The organism is Haloterrigena turkmenica DSM 5511 (genome assembly GCF_000025325.1).
GTDB lineage: Archaea > Halobacteriota > Halobacteria > Halobacteriales > Natrialbaceae > Haloterrigena > Haloterrigena turkmenica.
On record NC_013743.1, the window covers coordinates 2,667,928 to 2,683,248 of the forward strand.

Genomic DNA, 15,321 nt, shown 5'->3' on the forward strand with positions numbered 1-15,321 from the left:
GCGCGTATGAGCGACGACGAACCCGCGGTCAACATCAGCGGCGGCGTCGATGGCGGCGGCGCCGCGGCCGAGTTCGATCCCGCGACGGCCGACACCCGCGCCGAGGAGGTCGTCGACCGACTCGGGGAACTGTACTGGCAGAAAACGTACGGCGGACAGGACGCCTTCACCTGCCTCGTCCGCACGGTCCTGAGCCAGAACACCAGTGACAAGGCGAGCCAGCCGGCCCACGACGCGCTGATCGACAGGTACGGTGGCCCGGATGTCGACCTCGCGGCATCGCTCGCAGACGCCGAGCAGTCGCGCCTCGCGGAGACGATCAGTTCCGCGGGCCTCTACAACCAGAAGTCGGAGGTGCTGATCCGAACCGCCGAGTGGGTCCTCGAGGAGTTCGGCTCCGCCGCGGCGTTCGACGCGTTCGTCAAGGACGAGGATCCCGCCGCGGTCCGCGAGACGCTCCTCTCGATCCGCGGCATCGGCCCGAAGACCGCCGACTGTGTCCTGCTGTTCGCGGGCGGTCGCGGCGGCGTCTTCCCCGTCGATACCCACGTCCACCGGATCTACCGCCGTATGGGCATCGCGCCGGCCGCCGCCGACCACGAGGGCGTTCGCGCGGTGCTCGAGCGCGAGGTGCCCGCCGCCAAGTGCGGATTCGGTCACACCGCGACGATCCAGTTCGGTCGCGAGTACTGCACGGCGCGCAAGCCGGCCTGCCTCGAGGATCCCGACGCCTGCCCGATGGCCGACGTGTGCGAGCAGGTCGGCGTCTACCCCGCGACGGGCGAGGTCGTCGATCCCGCGGCGACGCTCGAGTAACGATCTGACCGACGAAACCCGCTTCGACCACTGCGTCGCGTGGGATCGAGGCACCCTCGCCGTCGCGAAGGAGATCACACGGCGGACCGAAAGGAAGAGCGCTCTCGGCGAACGGATTCACATCGACGTTCTCCCCCCGGAGAATCGGAACCGACGGAACCCCAGCGGCGACGTACGACCGGACGTCGGCGAATCGACCGATAGAACGAGGTGGCTCTTGGTCGTCCGTACTCGTACGGTCGGTGAGTTCCTCTATCATGTCCACCCGATCACTCACTGAGAGTCGATCCGATTGGATCGCCGTCCTCGGTTCGATCGTCGCCGTCCTGTTCGCTATCGAATTCGCCGCGTATCTCCTGACCGAGTGGCCGACGATCGCGATCGATCCCGCGTTCTTCCAGCATACGGGCTGGTACGTCCTCGAGGGCGGTGTTCCGTACGTCGACGTCTGGGACGTGAACCCGCCCGTTCCGTTCGCAATTACGGCCGCGCTCGCCGTCCTCTCGGGCGGAAACATGTACGTCCTACACGGCCTCAGTGTGATACTCACCCTTCTCGTCGCCGCCGCGAACATCCTGCTCGTCGGGTGGGTCGCCTTCCTCGTGACCGGAGAAGACGCCGCAGCGGTCGCCGCCGGCCTCACGATGCTCGTCGTTCCGGAGCTCTTTCTCCTCCCTCTGGCCGGAGTCTGGGCGCAGTTCTACGCGCTGTTCTTCGGTGTCCTTTCACTCGCGCTGGCCCTCCGCGACCGGCCGTTTCTGGCCGGGGTCGCCGCGGCACTGAGCGCTGGCTCCTGGCAGTCCGGGATCGCCTTCGCTCCATTGGTCGTCGGGATGACGTACCAGCGAACCGGCGGGAAGGACGTGCTCCGGGCCATCGCGGGCGGTGGCGTCGTGACCGGCGTCGTCGTCCTCGTGTTCGCGGCCGCAGGTGCGCTCGTTCCGATGTTCGTACAGACTGTGATCGTGCCGCTGGTCGCCGGCTCACCGTACACGCTGGCCGAACGCGGCTTCTCGATACTGCTGGTGTTCGGCTACGGATCGGTGCTCCTCCCGGTGGCGCTCTACGGATGGGCCTCCACCGCCGTCCGCGACCTCCGGACGCGATGGTGGGTTCCGGCTGGCGGGGTGATACTCGGCCTCCAGGTGCTGGTCGTCGATCTGGACGGCTCGACGGACACGTTCCTCTGGCTCGCCTTCGTCGCGCTCGGCGTGGCCGTCACTGTCGAACGCGCGACCGCGTGGCGGTCCGTCACGACGGACCGACTCAGTGGCGATGCGACCCGGACGAACCGCTACCGGTGGCCGGTCGTCGTCGCTGTCGTCGCCGGGCTGATCGTCCTCTCGGGGCTGGCCTGGAACGTCAACTCGCCGCCTCCGAAGCCGACGCTCGAGACGATGGAACGGGAGGCCGAGCCGGACGAGCACCTCCCGATTTCGCCGGACGATGCGGACAGCCCGTCGATGCGGACCATTTACTGGGAGCAGCTGAAGCCGGAGACGTGTCACTACCGGTTAAGCTGGACCGAAGTGCGGTGGATCGCGATGACCGACGACCGGCTGGACGCAGAGCGATGTGGCGGATGGCCGAATCGTATCGATCGCGGCTAGGGACTCGGTACCTCGAGCGGGTCGACTCACAACTGAGGCGGTTCGACGACGGAGTGTTCACTGATTCCCGCCACGGACTCGATCCGGTCACCGACGGATACCCGTTCACGTGGTGTGAATCGCCCCTCACACGTGGCCGAGGCCGCATTCTTCACCCCTACTTGCAGACGGGTAACTGATCGCCGTAATAGACGCACAATTGCAGGTCAAATCGTACAATGGTCCTCGAACAGGGTACTGTAGTCATGGCTACCGTCGAAACTATTCTTTCGTCGATTTTCAGCACCGTCCCTGAACTCCATTCCGGACAACTCGGATTGCTATCGGGTGTTCTCGTCGGCCTCCTCTATTGGCACGGGCTCCGTCGGCCTTCGCTCGCTCTCCTCACTGCGTTCTATCTGCTGGCGCTCGGTATCGTGCCTGCGTCCGCGAGAGGGCTTTTCGTGGTTCAATCCCAACCGTGGTACTTCTGTTCGCTCTTGATCATCACCTCGCTCGGTGCGATTAGCGTCCGTATCGTTTGGACTCGAATATCGTACTCGAATCAGCCTCAGCTGTCGGAAGTCGGACAACGGGATTTCTAATCGGCTTTATCCCCGTCCGTACGGATGTGGCGTTTGCCTCGAAAGGTACGTCAGAATTCGACTCTCCGGATTCATAGTCCCAGGCGGACTAAAAGGGCTCGTTGAGGGATTTACAAGAACCTGAAGGTCTCGAGGTTCTTCGGCGCGAAGGTACGCATGTCGTAGTTGTGGTACAGCGCCGAGGAGAGGTCCTGCGTCGACCGCTCGTCGCCGTGGACACAGAGGACTTTCTCGGGGCGCGGGTTCATCGTCTTGACGAAGTTCTCGAGGCCGGCGCGGTCGGCGTGGCCGGAGAAGCCGTCGACGGTTTCGACGTCGACGTTCAGATCGAGAGTGCCGCGACCGTTGTTCCCGCCCATGGCGCCGACCTCGCTGGTCGGAATCTCGTCCCAGCCGTTCTGGATACGCCGTCCAAGGGTTCCCTGTGCCTGGTAGCCGACGAAGACCAGCGTCGAGTCCGGATCGGGGCCGATGTGGGACAGCCACGACATGATCGGACCGCCGGTGACCATCCCGGACGTCGAGAGGATGATACAGGGCTCGCCGTCGGCGACGTCCTGGCGCTCCTCCTCGCCGCCGTCGATGTGGTTGAACTCGTCGGCGAGGAAGGGGTTCTCGTCGTCGTGGAAGATGCGATCCCGGAGGTCGTCCCGGAGGTACTCGGGGTAGGTGGTGTGGATGGCTGTCGCCTCCCAGATCATCCCGTCTAGGTGGACTGGCATCGAGGGAATGTCCCCGTTGCGCATCGCCTCCTCCAGAACGAGCATGATCTCTTGGGATCGCCCGACGGCGAACGCCGGAATGAGCACCTTGCCGCCCTCGTCGTAGGTGTCGTTGATGATCTCCTTGAGGTTTCGCTCGGAGTCCTCCTGGTCGGTCTGGTAGTCGTTGCGACCGCCGTAGGTCGACTCCATCACCAGCGTCTCGACGCGCGGGAAGTCGTTGACCGCGCCGTTGAACAGCCGGGTGTCCTCGTAGTGAATGTCGCCGGAGAACGCGACGTTGTAGAGGCCGTCGCCGATGTGGAAGTGCGAGACGGCCGAGCCGAGGATGTGACCGGCGTTGTGGAAGGTGAGTTTGACGTCCGGCGCGATGTCCGTGACGTCGCCGTACTCGAGCGGGATGCAGTGTTTGATCGCCTCGCGGACCTGTTCGCTCTCATACGGTGGTGCGCGTCCCTCCTTGGCGGCGACGTCGAGGTAGTCCAGCGTCAGCAGGCCCATCAGATCACGAGTGGGCTCGGTGCAGTAGATCGGTCCGTCGTAGCCGTACTTAAACAGCAGCGGGATCAGCGCGGAGTGGTCGAGGTGGGCGTGGGTGAGGACGACGGCGTCGATCGTCTGCGGACCGGCGCCGAGCGCCTCGGGCGCGTGGAGGTAGGGCACTTCGCCCTCGGCGCCGGGTTTGTCGCCGCAGTCGATGAGGATCCGGGTCTCGGGCGTCGAGAGGATGAAGGACGCTCGACCGACCTCACGACAGCATCCCAGCGTCGTGATGCGGACGTACTCGTCGTCGGACATCTCCTCGCGGTGGATCTGTCGACCGACCTTCTCGAGAATGTCCCGTCGCTCGTCGCGTTCCTGCTTGAGGAAGCTACGGACGTTCGAAACCGTCGAGGACTCGATCGGCGGCGTGCGGACGACTTCGGGCGTCCAGCCGACGTTTTTGGTGATTTCGCGGAGCGTCGAGCCGTGGCGGCCGATGACCATGCCCGGCTTTTCGGCCTCGATGACGACCTCGCCGGTGTCAGCGTGGAAGTCCAGGTCCGTGACGCCGGCCTCTTCGGGGATGACGCTCATGATCTCCTCGCGGGCCTCTTCGGGTCGCGAGAGAACGCTCGGGTCGGGGCGGACGGTGATTCGCTTGCGAAGTTTGCTCGCGAGTTGCCGAATGAGGTCGCCCTGTTGGGCGAACTTCTTCGGATCGCGCGTATAGACCACCACTTCGGGGCCTTCGTATTTCACCGAGGAGACCGAGATATCGCTCGGTAACTCGCTCGTGATCTCTGCTTTCAGATCGTCGAGTTGCTGCTCTACAGTACTCATAGGTCGCCGATTGTGGCTTGCGTGAACTCGCCGCCGGGGAGCGAACCGCTCAGGTCGATGCTGTCGGATTTCGGGATGAGACGACGGTCTACCGACCGTCCACACCGTATCGTATCGTACCGGCGATACCGTTGTGCCACACCGTCCACGTCGGACGATGCAGTACGTCTCGTATCCCGGATCATCCGTTTGACACCTGCCGTGACGAACACGCTCCCAGGTCGGTCGTCCTGGGCTGCGGGAAGATTCCAGGGAGAACCCGCTTATCCGACGCTATTCTTTGCGTAGTATAAAAGCCTTCGCAAAAACCAGGGCCATCCGTCACGTATCGGGGGTATGTACCTGACAGCCGACCGCGTCGTAACGGAGCGAAACTGGGTCGCAGACCGGGCCGAAACCGTCGTTCCGCTCATCAACGACGTCCGTGACGACCTCGGGGACGTCTTCGACACCGACGTCGATCACGTCACCGAGGCGCAGTATCTCGAGGCCGTCGACGACGTCTTCGCTGACGGCGATCTGGGGGTCAACGTCGCCGCCATGGTGGCGATCCTCCGCGAACTCGACGTCGAGGGCGACTATCCCGGCTTCGTCGTCGACGAGATCCTCGGCCGGGAACTGGCCGCGACCGTCGCCGGCCGCCAGCCGCTGCGGACCCTCGGCGAGGCGACGTTCCACTACGCCGACCTGCAGGTCCACGGCGAGGCCGACGAGAACGCGGGCGTCGACGACTGCGAGGCGGCGCTGGCCGCCGGGTTCCAGGAGCGGCTGCCGGGCTGGAACTGGACCGAGCGCTCGAGTCCGTTCAGTGTCGAGCGGTGACCGGCGGCCCGCCCGCCGTGGACCGGTAAGCAGCCGCCGAACCGTTGTGAACCGTGATCGGCGGCCAAACCGTCATCAGAACGAGGCCTCGAGTTACTCGTCGGTTTCGTTTCCGGCGTCCGACTCGTTTTCGGCGGTCTGGTTCCCGTCGTCGGACCCGTCCGTGTCGGTTCCGGCGTCCGTTTCGTTGCCAGCGTCGGACTCGTTTCCGGCGCCGTCGCCCTGTTGCTCTTCTTGCTGTCGCCGGAGCATCTCCCGTTGTTGGGCCTGTTGCTGCTGTTGCTGGACGAACGCGTCGTACTGGTCGCCGGGATAGATACCGTTGATCTCGCCGTTCCGAAGCGCGCTCATGATCGCTTCGTCGGATCCGGTGACCCGGAGGAGTCCGTATTCGGGTGCAGACTCCTCGACCGAGATATTGCTGTCGTCGGCCGAGTCTTCGAACTCGGTCGCGGCCTCCTCGGTCAGGTTCCGCTGTTCCTCCAGCGCTCGCTGTTGGGCCTCCTGCTGGGTCATATTGCCGCTCTGAACGGCCGTCTGGATCTCCTCGTTGAGGCGCTCGAGCTCCTCCCGGTCCGGCGACACCGCGACCGTGACCGCGTCGCTCGAGTCGTCGTCGGATTGGGTCAACGCTTCGAGTTGGGAACAACCGGCGAGCGATGCGGCGACGCCGGTGCCGGCGATTCCGAGAAATGCGCGGCGGGGATGGCCGTCTGTCATTCAATTCGAGACCATCGACGGGCGGAGATAAGGGTTTTTGAAAGCGCGGCGAACTCTCGTCGGCGATGGCCGGCTTCGAACGGCAGCGATCGGGCGCAACATGATCGGTCACGACCGTCACGGAACGACGCGAGCCGTCCGTACGCGGTCCGGGCTCCTTTTATTCGCCCGACGGCTATGACGTTCCAGTGACGTCAGAGCCATCGACTGCGCGGTCGTCGCGAGCAGTGACCCTCGAGCAGCCGTCGCTGTCGGCCGCCCGCGAGGCCGTCGCCGACGGCATCGAGCGCGAGGCGCTCGTCACCGTCTTCGGCCGCTGTACCGTCGACTACGAGGGCCGCGCCTCGAGCACGCTCGAGGCGGGCGACCGACACGTCATGCTCAAACCGGACGGCGCGGCGCTGGTCCACACCGACGAGGGCCAGCAGCCGGTCAACTGGCAGCCGCCGGGCTGTGAGCACGACGTCTACTGCGACGGCGGGGACTCGGACGGGAGCGGCGTCGAGGCGGACGCCGAACCCGACGCGCTCGTCCTCGAGAGCCTGCGGTCGAACCCCGACGAGCGGCTGCTGGTGCGATTCCAGCGAGTCCTGCAGGTCTCGGCCTTTTCGGGAACCGACGAGAACGACCTCGCCCTCTCCGGGACCGAGGAGGACCTCCGCCAGCGCATTCTCGAGGAGCCCGACCTGCTCGAGGCCGGGTTCACGCCGCTGGCGACCGAGCGCGCGACGCCGGCCGGCGCCGTCGACATCTATGGCGAGGATTCGGCGGGCCGGACGGTCGTCGTCGAACTCAAGCGCCGCCGCGTCGGGCCGGACGCGGTCGGCCAGCTCCGCCGGTACGTCGACGCCCTCGAGCGTGATCTCCACGCCGACGCCGACGTCCGCGGGGTTCTGGTCGCCCCGTCAGTGACCGACCGAGCCGATCGGTTGCTCGGGGACCACGGCCTCGAGTTCGTCTCGCTGAAACCGACCGGCGACTGATATCTGTCCGCGGCTCTCGCCGTGGCAGTCCCCCGCCGGAGGGTGACTCGAGCGGCTCGAACGGACTCGGCTCGGTGTCGGAAGCCGAAACGGAATTCTCATCGGGCTCCAGCGATAAGAGCCGCCAATGCGACTCGAACTTCGCGTCTGTCAGCACTGTCTCAACCGCGACGACGGCCACGGGGGGAAACAGAAGGCCGAACTGCTGCAGGACATGGTCGCCTGCGCCGAAGTGATCCAGGAGTACAAGGACGTCATCGACCTCGAGGACGTCCACATCCGGCGGGTCCGCGACGACGAGCAGGGGAAACCCGAGGCACTGCCGGTCGTCGCGGCGACGATCCAGAACGACCAGATCGTCCTCAACGACACGCAACTCGTCGCGGAGGGCCAGGACGGCACCATGCTGCTGTACGCGAACCCCGACGACATTCTGACGGTGCTCGCGGGCAACGTCGACGAGATCAGCAAGGCCGTTCCCGGCGACGTGACGGTCGACCTCTCCGAGACGGGCGCGCGGATCGTCTCCGAGGCCGGTCTCGGTGCCGACCCGGACGATCAGCCCGGTCCCGACGCCGGCCCCGGTCCGGGCCCCGGCCCTGGCCCCGGCCAGTAACGAGACGTCCCACTGACCGTCCCGTCGGGTAGCCCAACGAATCGCCACCGAACCGGTCCGTCTCCCGACCGACGACCCCACTTTGTTCCTCGTGTCGCTTATCGTTCGCTCGAGCCCTCGCGCGCCGACGGCGAGGAAGCGTCGCGGTCGCGGACGAGCAGCCAGCACGAACAGCAGAAGGCGACGGCGACGGTCACCGCGAGGATGCCGAAGGCGAGCCGATACCCGTACTGGGTGTAGGCGACGGTGCCGCCGACGGTCTCGCCGGTCCGGTAGGCATCCAACACCAGCCCCATCAGCGTCGGGAGAATCGTCGCGCCGACGAACCCCGCCGTGTTTACGGTAGCCGTCGCGACGCCGCTGGCCGCGGGCGGATACCGGTCCTTGACGGTCGACAGCGACAGCATCGCGGCGCCGAAGAGGACGCCACAGGCCAGATACGAGACGGCGATGATCGCCAGCGGGGGGCGCCCGAAGACGGGAATCACGCTGAACGCGATCGTCAACAGGCCGACGCCCGCCGTCATCGGCAGCACGCGCCGCTCGAGTCGATCGGAGATCCAGCCGATCGCCGGCGGACCGACCAGGAGGCCGATCGATCCGAGGAGGGTAAACGAGGACGCGGTCGTCACGTCGAGGCCGTAGACGATCGCGAGGTAGGGGACTCCCCATAGTCCGATCAGTGTCAGTATCGCGCCGTTGCCGGCGAAGAAGACAACCGACAGCAGCCACTGGTCGGGGTCGCGAGCGAGCGTCCGCAGGTGGCCGGCGGTCTCCGCGAGCGTGACCGACGGCTGCTCCGGGACGCCCGCGATGGGCTCGAGGCCGGCCGCGGCCGGCGACTGTCGCGCGACGACGAAGACGGCACCGGCGGCGACGACGCCGACGGTGGCCAGACCGATCAGCGTGGCTCGCCAGCCCAGCGCGTCGACGGTGACCGCCAACGGTGTGGTCGCGAGGATCGCGCCGAGTCCGGCGACGCTGCCGGTCAGCCCGGTCATCGTCGCGAACTCGTCGGCGCGGTACCAGTTAGCGCAAAATCGGAGGATCGAAACGAAGATGACGCCGCTGCCCAGGCCGATCAGCGCCCGCGAGGCGAAGGCCGCGAGATAGCTCCCGCTGACCGCGAAGCCGACGGCGCCGAGGCTCAGGACGAGGCCGCCGATCGAGCCGACGTACCGGGGTCCGAACCGGTCGGCGACCACGCCGGTCGGAATCTGGACGACCGCGTAGATGAGGAAAAACGAGGCGTGGAGCGTGCCGAGCTGGGCCGCCGTCGTGCCGAACGCGTCGGTCAGCCGGTCCGACAGGACGGCCGTCGACAACCGGTGGAGATTGACGAGCAGGAAGACGGTCGCCAGCGCGGCCCACGCGAGCCACCGCCGTTTAGCGGGATCCGACAGCGCACTCACGCCTGCACGTTTCACGGACGGTGTGGTAAGAATTGTGTCCCGCCAGACGTGGACCGTCAAACCGACGGACCAGCGGCTCGAGGGACGTTCCGCTCCGAGAAACCGAACTCGATCGAGCGTCGATTCAGTGGTTCAGATACGGCCGACGTTCTCGACGCCGACGCTCTCGACGCCTTCGACGTCCGAGAAGCCTTCCTCGACGGCTTCCGTGCCGCCCGCGCCGTCGGGGACGATCACGGTCGGGTAGAGCGCGACGAGACCGAACGCGACTTCCTCGCGTTCGACGCCGTTGATCTTCGCGCCCTCGGGGAGGGTGCTCTCGAGGCGCTCCTGGAGCGCGTCCAGGTCGATTTCGGGGCTGTTCGGCATGACCTTGATTTTCGCAGCTACCTTTCCCATGGCTGTATTACGGACCGGTGAACCCGCAGTCGGGACACTCGTAGAGGTTGCTCTGCTTGCGGCACTTGGCACAGCGGTAGATCTGGGTGCCACAGTCGGGACACTTGAACGCGGCGGCGTTGGTGCCGGCGATGTTGAGCCCACAGGAGACGCACGAGCGCCTCTGGCTTTCGTCGGTCGTACTCATACCCCTTCCTTTCCGCCCGGCGTTTTTAACGGTTGTCTTTCGAGGGCTCTCGCGGAACGCACTGGAACGGGGGAGGAATACGGGCGGCGCCGCCGCGGTGTGACCGGGTGTTTTCACAGTCAGAAAATCCACTGCTAGATACTTTACCGTCCCCGCAAAAGAAGCGGATGAGGTTCGGTGGGTGCCAAGCCAGGCCGGACCTCTGCCTCTGACATTCTGCCGCCAATTCGCCCTCGAGATGCAACATTCAAGCGGACTCGGCCCCTACGGCCAGTGAATGCGCCTCGACGACTACATCGAGGAGTTAGAGCCCGACGAGGAGGCGAAGCGACGGCGCCTCGCCAAGGAGAAGTCCTACGAGATCACGGACCACCTCGAGGAGTTCGAACAGAACTTCGAGCAGGCGCTGTCCGGCGACACCCTCGTGGGCTCGACGGCCCCCTCGATCTTCGTCGGGCGATCGAACTATCCGGACATCCCCGTGGGGGTGCTCTCGCCGGTCGGCGACGAGAACGCCGCCGAGGACTATGTCACCGACGGGAACTGGTACCAGCAGGGGTACGACATTCCGGACGTCCTCCAGCGTCGAACGGGCCTGCTGAACTCCAACAAGCGCGCGAACGTCGACTCGCCGTCGATCGCGAGTCGACTGACGCCGAACGTCCACGACGCCTGGGACGGCTTCGTCGGCGTCCAGCGCGAGGTCGCCATCGCGGATCGCCCGGTCGACCTCGAGATCGGCCTCGACGACACGCCCGACCTCGGCCTCGACACCGGGACGGACGTCGCGACACCCCGCGGCCCCCGCGCCAACGCCCGCAACGCCGAGTTGCGGGAGAACCCCTACGTCCCGAAGCCGATCAAGAAGACCTTAGAGGACGACGACTGGCAGGCCCAGGGCGCGATGACCTACCTCTATCGTCGGGGGTTCGACGTCTACGACATCAACTCGATCCTCTCGGCGGGCGCGCTCGGCGAGACCGACCAGCGACGGCTCGTCCCGACGCGGTGGTCGATCACCGCCGTCGACGACACCGTCGGCCAGTTCCTCCGGGGCCGCATCCGCAACGCGCCCAGCGTCGACGAGGTCCAGGTCTGGGCCAACGAGTACATGGGTAACCGCTACTGGATCGTCCTCGCGCCGGGCAACTGGGAGTTCGAACTCGTCGAGATGAAGGCGCCCGGCAGCATCTGGAACCCCGACCCCGAAGGCGACACCTGGATGGCCAGCGCCAGCGAGGGATTCGACGGGCGCTCGAGCTACGTCGAGGAGACCGCTGGGGCCTACTACGCCGCCCGACTGGCCGCCTTAGAGCACCTCGAGTCGATCGGCCGGCAGGCGAAGTGTCTCGTCCTCCGTGAGGTCAGCGACGACTACTGGGCGCCCGTCGGCGTCTGGCAGGTCCGTGAGAGCGTGCGCAACGCCTTCGACGGCGACTACGGCGAGGCCGAGACCTTCCACGACGCCGTCGCCGAGGTCGCGACGCAGCTGCCGGTCTCCCACGCTCGCCTCCGGCGGAAATCCGAACTCGCGGCGGGGCTGCAGTCGAATCTCAGCGCCTTTTCCGCTCGAGACTAGTCGACTACGGAGCGCATGTTCTACCGGATGGGTCGTTGTCGTTCCTCGCTCGACTGCTCGCCATGTGGTGGCGCGCGCTGGACTGCGGTGAGAAGGGCGAGACCGGAACGGAGTGACGGTCTCGGAAAAGCGAACGGGGAGCGAAGCGACCCGTGAGCCACTGACGAACCGCAGTCTGAACCCGTGCGAGGGATGAGTGACCGGAGGGAACGAATCGGCTGGGGAGGAAGTGGCAGCTCCCCGTTGCCACGATAGCAGAACGCTTCGTGTCAGTACGCTCTCCCTCGCGCACACCACTCGCCGAACCGTGACTAGTAAGCGAACCCGAGTCCCTAAATCGCTCGAGCGCCTCCGATCGGTATGGCTCTGGCGCTCGTCAGCACCGAATTCCTCACCGCGATGGGACTGATGGTCGTCCTCGTCGGCGTCCCGCTGTTCGTTCTCGGGGTCATCGCCCTCGTCACGGGGTACATCCAGTACGACGCCGAACGGTATCTTGAGGAACTCGAGTCGGCCGAGGTCGCCGAAGACGGTGAGTTAGCTGACGACCACCGCTAACGGGGACGATTCGCCGATCGGTATCGACTCGCTCGAGTCGTATCGCATCGTCTCGAGTCCCATCGAACGACCCATTCGCTTTCTGCCGAAACTCGAGTTTCGTTCATCCCCGAGCGGTACCGGCCACCGACCGGCCCCCGTTCCCACTGACTGACATTGGACGTTTTTGCTCATCTGCAGCCACTGATATTCACCGGTGTTCGAAGCTGTACCCTCCGTAAACGTCATTCGCCAAACCTGTAAAATCCCCGTCGACATTCTCCGATGAATTATCATTGATAATAAGACACGCATCTTTTATTCCCAAGGCGCATACGACGGCTGATGTCACTGGACTTCACTCCGACGACGGTCGAGGACCTCGAGCCGGAGCGTCGGCCCTCCGTCGCGCTCGCGCTCGTCCCAGTGCTGGCCGTCGTCCTCTTCCTCGGCGTGGGATCCGCCGTACTCGGACTGGATCCCCACGTCCCCCTGCTGTGGAGTATCGTCTTCACGGGCGCCTTCGGTTACTATCTGGGCTACTCGTGGGAGGACCTCTACGAGGGCGTCGCCAACAGCCTCCTGATGGGACTGCAGGCGCTGTTGATCATCTTCACGATCTACGCGCTGATCGCGACCTGGGTCGACGCCGGGACGATTCCGGCGATGATGTACTACGGCCTCGAGTTGCTCTCGCCGTCGGTGTTCCTGCCCGTCGCCGCGGTGCTGGCGGCGGTCGTCGCCTTCTCGATCGGCTCCTCGTGGACGACGGTCGGGACGCTGGGCGTCGCCTTCGTCGGCATCGGCGAGGGGCTGGGCGTCCCCGCAGCGATGACCGTCGGTGCGGTCCTCTCGGGGGCCTACGCCGGCGACAAGCAGTCGCCGCTGTCGGACACGACGAACCTCGCGGCCGGCGTGACGAACACGCCGCTGTACGACCACATTCGCCGGATGCGAACCGGGACGGTCATCGCCTTCGGGATCGCCGTCGCGATCTTTGCCGTCCTCGGCCTGCAGGCCAGCGGGAACGTCCCGACCGGCCGCGTCGCCGAGATACAGACCGCACTGGCCGGGGCCTACTCCGTCACGCCGCTGGCGTTCGTCCCGCTCGTGGTCACCTTCGGACTCGCGCTGCGGGGGTATCCGGCCCTGCCGACGCTCGTCGGCGGGACCATCGCCGGCGTCCTCACGTCGATCCTCGTCCAGGGGACCGGCTTCGTCCCCGCGTGGGAGATCTTCATGGGCGGCACCGCCCCCGAAACGGGGTCGGAACTGGTCGACGGCCTGCTCGCGACCGGCGGGCTCACCGGCTCGGCCTGGACGATCACGGTCGTCGTCGCGGCGCTCTCGCTCGGGGGCCTGCTCGAGAAGACCGGCGTGCTCGCGGTGCTGGCCCATCGCCTCTCGCAGGGCCTCCGGAGTTCGGGCGCCCTGATCGCCGGGACCGGTTTCTCCGCGATCGCCATCAACGTCCTGACCGCCCAGCAGTACATGAGCATCGTCCTCCCCGGAATGACGCTGCGGAACCTCTACGAGGAGTTCGGACTGGACAGCGACGAACTCTCGCGGGCCGTCGAGGCCGCCGGGACGCCGACCGGCGCGCTCCTCCCGTGGCACGCCGGCGGCGTCTTTATGGCCTCCGCGACCGGCGTCGCGACCCTCGAGTACGCGCCGTTCTACCTGTTCGGGTTCCTGTCGCCGCTCGTGTTGTTCGGGATGGCCCTGACCGGGTTCGGCATTCCGACGACCCGCCGATCCGAACACGTCCAGACCGCCGACTGAAGACTGTTTTCGCTCGTTTTCTGCGATCGACGGCCGATCGATCCCGTGAGATCAGTCCGCGCCATCGGACTCCGGAAGCGGTTTCTCGGCCCCGGACGGGGCGGGTCCGGGGCTCGCGTCGGGTTCGGGATCCGTCCACTGGTTGCCGTCCTCGACGGAGACTCTGGTGAAGACGTTCACGCCGGCTTTGAACACCGCGAGCAGGACGGGGCCGAGGAACAGTCCCATGACACCGAGCAGGTAGATCCCGCCGATGACGCCGACGATGACGGCGGCCGGGTGGAGCCCGGAGCCCCGATCGACGAAGATCGCCCGCAGATAGTTGTCGACCAGCCCGAGGATCGTGAGGCCGTAGGCGAGGAGAGCGACGGCGGCGAGCGGGTCGCCGGCCGTCGCGAGATACCCCGCGGCGGGCCCCCAGACCAGCCAGACGCCGATCGCCGGCAGGAACGAGAGCAGTATCATGATCACCGTCCAGAAGGCCGCGTTCGGGATGCCGACCACGGCGAGCCCGATCCCGCCGAGGAGTCCCTGGACGACGGCGACGAGGACGTGACTGTGGATTACGGCCCAGGTGACGACGCGAACCTCACCGAATAGTTCGTCGCGGACGTGGGGTTCGAGCGGGGCGACGTCGCCGAGCCAGGCGACGAGGTCGTCCCCGTCGACGAGCAGGTAGTAGAGCAGGAAGACGCAGACGGCCAGTCCGATCGCCAGCTCGAGACCGGCGTTGACCAGCCGGATCAGTTCACCCAGCGCGAGTTCGACCGCGCTCGAGAGCGAGGATTCGATCTCGGTGTGAATCGCCGCCTCGATCGCGTCGATCTGCTGGGCCTCGAGGCCGAGATCGTTTTCCGCGACTCCACGGGCGCTTTCGACGACGCTCGCTTCGTCGAACTCGTTGAGAAAAGAGACGGCAGTGCCCAAAACGACGGCCGAGATGAGCAACAGCGGGATGACAGCGGCCACGACGGCGACCCCGGTCAACAGGATCGCCGACGGTCGCGGACCGAGCTTCGGCTCGAGGCGCTCGTGGGCGGGACGGAGGACGAACGCGAGGAGCCCGGCGGCCAGCACGTACTGCAACAGCGGGGCGATGACCAGGGCCGAGAGCACCCCGAGAACCACGAGCAGGAGGGCGAAAAACGCGGTGCGGAGGTCCATACGCAAACATCAATCGTCACGTACGTAAATGTTGTTGACACCTATTACGGACAATTATATAGTCG

15 protein-coding genes are annotated in these 15,321 nt (G+C 66.0%); 9 read left to right on the forward strand and 6 right to left on the reverse strand.

From position 1 onward, the window contains the following. Nucleotides 1-6 precede the first annotated feature (6 nt). The 3 genes from HTUR_RS12825 to HTUR_RS27995 all read left to right on the forward strand — a co-directional run bounded on the left by HTUR_RS12825 (nucleotide 7) and on the right by HTUR_RS27995 (nucleotide 3,010). Nucleotides 7-816: an endonuclease III domain-containing protein gene (locus HTUR_RS12825; protein ID WP_012943746.1), complete on the forward strand. Its 810-nt coding sequence runs from the start codon at nucleotides 7-9 to the stop codon at nucleotides 814-816. A gap of 257 nt (nucleotides 817-1,073) precedes the next feature. Further along, the gene (locus HTUR_RS12830) at nucleotides 1,074-2,426 is read left to right on the forward strand and encodes a DolP-mannose mannosyltransferase (RefSeq protein WP_012943747.1); all 1,353 of its coding nucleotides are present in this window, start codon (nucleotides 1,074-1,076) and stop codon (nucleotides 2,424-2,426) included. Between the two features lie 245 nt (nucleotides 2,427-2,671). Beyond that, nucleotides 2,672-3,010 carry a hypothetical protein gene (locus tag HTUR_RS27995; RefSeq protein WP_049941894.1) on the forward strand — a complete coding sequence of 113 codons (339 nt, stop codon included), beginning with the start codon at nucleotides 2,672-2,674 and terminating at the stop codon, nucleotides 3,008-3,010. Nucleotides 3,011-3,120: 110 nt separating this feature from the next. On the opposite strand, the gene HTUR_RS12840 is transcribed toward HTUR_RS27995, so the two are convergent. After that, complete coding sequence (locus tag HTUR_RS12840; RefSeq protein ID WP_012943749.1) at nucleotides 3,121-5,055, reverse strand: beta-CASP ribonuclease aCPSF1; 1,935 nt, start codon at nucleotides 5,053-5,055, stop codon at nucleotides 3,121-3,123. Nucleotides 5,056-5,391: 336 nt separating this feature from the next. Between HTUR_RS12840 and HTUR_RS12845 the strand changes: the two genes are divergently transcribed. Then, nucleotides 5,392-5,877, forward strand: coding sequence for a hypothetical protein (locus HTUR_RS12845; RefSeq protein WP_012943750.1), 486 nt, complete (start codon nucleotides 5,392-5,394; stop codon nucleotides 5,875-5,877). A gap of 93 nt (nucleotides 5,878-5,970) precedes the next feature. Here HTUR_RS12845 and HTUR_RS12850 read toward each other — a convergent pair whose 3' ends face one another. Beyond that, entirely contained in the window at nucleotides 5,971-6,597 is a 627-nt protein-coding gene (locus tag HTUR_RS12850) for a hypothetical protein (RefSeq protein WP_012943751.1), read from the reverse strand. Nucleotides 6,598-6,824: 227 nt separating this feature from the next. Here HTUR_RS12850 and nucS point away from each other — a divergent pair, with 227 nt between their 5' ends. Beyond that, nucleotides 6,825-7,580: an endonuclease NucS gene (gene nucS, locus HTUR_RS12855; protein ID WP_012943752.1), complete on the forward strand. Its 756-nt coding sequence runs from the start codon at nucleotides 6,825-6,827 to the stop codon at nucleotides 7,578-7,580. Nucleotides 7,581-7,707: 127 nt separating this feature from the next. Beyond that, complete coding sequence (locus HTUR_RS12860) at nucleotides 7,708-8,196, forward strand: hypothetical protein (protein ID WP_012943753.1); 489 nt, start codon at nucleotides 7,708-7,710, stop codon at nucleotides 8,194-8,196. 98 nt (nucleotides 8,197-8,294) lie between these two features. On the opposite strand, the gene HTUR_RS12865 is transcribed toward HTUR_RS12860, so the two are convergent. From HTUR_RS12865 to HTUR_RS12875, 3 genes are all read right to left on the reverse strand, one after another. After that, nucleotides 8,295-9,608, reverse strand: coding sequence for an MFS transporter (locus HTUR_RS12865; RefSeq protein WP_012943754.1), 1,314 nt, complete (start codon nucleotides 9,606-9,608; stop codon nucleotides 8,295-8,297). A 132-nt stretch (nucleotides 9,609-9,740) separates the two neighbouring features. After that, nucleotides 9,741-10,007: an elongation factor 1-beta gene (locus tag HTUR_RS12870; RefSeq protein WP_008894489.1), complete on the reverse strand. Its 267-nt coding sequence runs from the start codon at nucleotides 10,005-10,007 to the stop codon at nucleotides 9,741-9,743. Nucleotides 10,008-10,014: 7 nt separating this feature from the next. Beyond that, the gene (locus tag HTUR_RS12875) at nucleotides 10,015-10,194 is read right to left on the reverse strand and encodes an HVO_2753 family zinc finger protein (RefSeq protein WP_008894488.1); all 180 of its coding nucleotides are present in this window, start codon (nucleotides 10,192-10,194) and stop codon (nucleotides 10,015-10,017) included. A gap of 277 nt (nucleotides 10,195-10,471) precedes the next feature. Between HTUR_RS12875 and nreA the strand changes: the two genes are divergently transcribed. From nreA to arcD, 3 genes are all read left to right on the forward strand, one after another. Then, nucleotides 10,472-11,773, forward strand: a complete 1,302-nt coding sequence (gene nreA, locus HTUR_RS12880; protein WP_012943755.1) for a DNA repair protein NreA — start codon at nucleotides 10,472-10,474, stop codon at nucleotides 11,771-11,773. 360 nt (nucleotides 11,774-12,133) lie between these two features. Then, entirely contained in the window at nucleotides 12,134-12,331 is a 198-nt protein-coding gene (locus HTUR_RS12885; protein ID WP_012943756.1) for a hypothetical protein, read from the forward strand. Nucleotides 12,332-12,655: 324 nt separating this feature from the next. Continuing rightward, a complete protein-coding gene (gene arcD, locus HTUR_RS12890) occupies nucleotides 12,656-14,092 on the forward strand; it encodes an arginine/ornithine antiporter ArcD (protein ID WP_012943758.1) in 1,437 nt (478 codons plus the stop codon). Nucleotides 14,093-14,143: 51 nt separating this feature from the next. On the opposite strand, the gene HTUR_RS12895 is transcribed toward arcD, so the two are convergent. Next, nucleotides 14,144-15,256: an AI-2E family transporter gene (locus HTUR_RS12895; RefSeq protein ID WP_012943759.1), complete on the reverse strand. Its 1,113-nt coding sequence runs from the start codon at nucleotides 15,254-15,256 to the stop codon at nucleotides 14,144-14,146. Nucleotides 15,257-15,321: the final 65 nt, after the last annotated feature.

Bases quoted from the DNA above. Each gene is read 5' to 3' on its own strand.
- HTUR_RS12830 (WP_012943747.1), top strand. From the start codon at position 1,074: ATGTCCACCCGATCACTCACTGAGAGTCGATCCGATTGGATCGCCGTC.
- HTUR_RS12860 (WP_012943753.1), top strand. From the start codon at position 7,708: ATGCGACTCGAACTTCGCGTCTGTCAGCACTGTCTCAACCGCGACGAC.
- HTUR_RS27995 (WP_049941894.1), top strand. From the start codon at position 2,672: ATGGCTACCGTCGAAACTATTCTTTCGTCGATTTTCAGCACCGTCCCT.
- HTUR_RS12885 (WP_012943756.1), top strand. From the start codon at position 12,134: ATGGCTCTGGCGCTCGTCAGCACCGAATTCCTCACCGCGATGGGACTG.
- HTUR_RS12850 (WP_012943751.1), bottom strand. From the start codon at position 6,597: ATGACAGACGGCCATCCCCGCCGCGCATTTCTCGGAATCGCCGGCACC.
- nreA (WP_012943755.1), top strand. From the start codon at position 10,472: ATGCGCCTCGACGACTACATCGAGGAGTTAGAGCCCGACGAGGAGGCG.
- HTUR_RS12840 (WP_012943749.1), bottom strand. From the start codon at position 5,055: ATGAGTACTGTAGAGCAGCAACTCGACGATCTGAAAGCAGAGATCACG.
- HTUR_RS12875 (WP_008894488.1), bottom strand. From the start codon at position 10,194: ATGAGTACGACCGACGAAAGCCAGAGGCGCTCGTGCGTCTCCTGTGGG.
- HTUR_RS12825 (WP_012943746.1), top strand. From the start codon at position 7: ATGAGCGACGACGAACCCGCGGTCAACATCAGCGGCGGCGTCGATGGC.
- HTUR_RS12895 (WP_012943759.1), bottom strand. From the start codon at position 15,256: ATGGACCTCCGCACCGCGTTTTTCGCCCTCCTGCTCGTGGTTCTCGGG.
- HTUR_RS12870 (WP_008894489.1), bottom strand. From the start codon at position 10,007: ATGGGAAAGGTAGCTGCGAAAATCAAGGTCATGCCGAACAGCCCCGAA.
- arcD (WP_012943758.1), top strand. From the start codon at position 12,656: ATGTCACTGGACTTCACTCCGACGACGGTCGAGGACCTCGAGCCGGAG.
- HTUR_RS12845 (WP_012943750.1), top strand. From the start codon at position 5,392: ATGTACCTGACAGCCGACCGCGTCGTAACGGAGCGAAACTGGGTCGCA.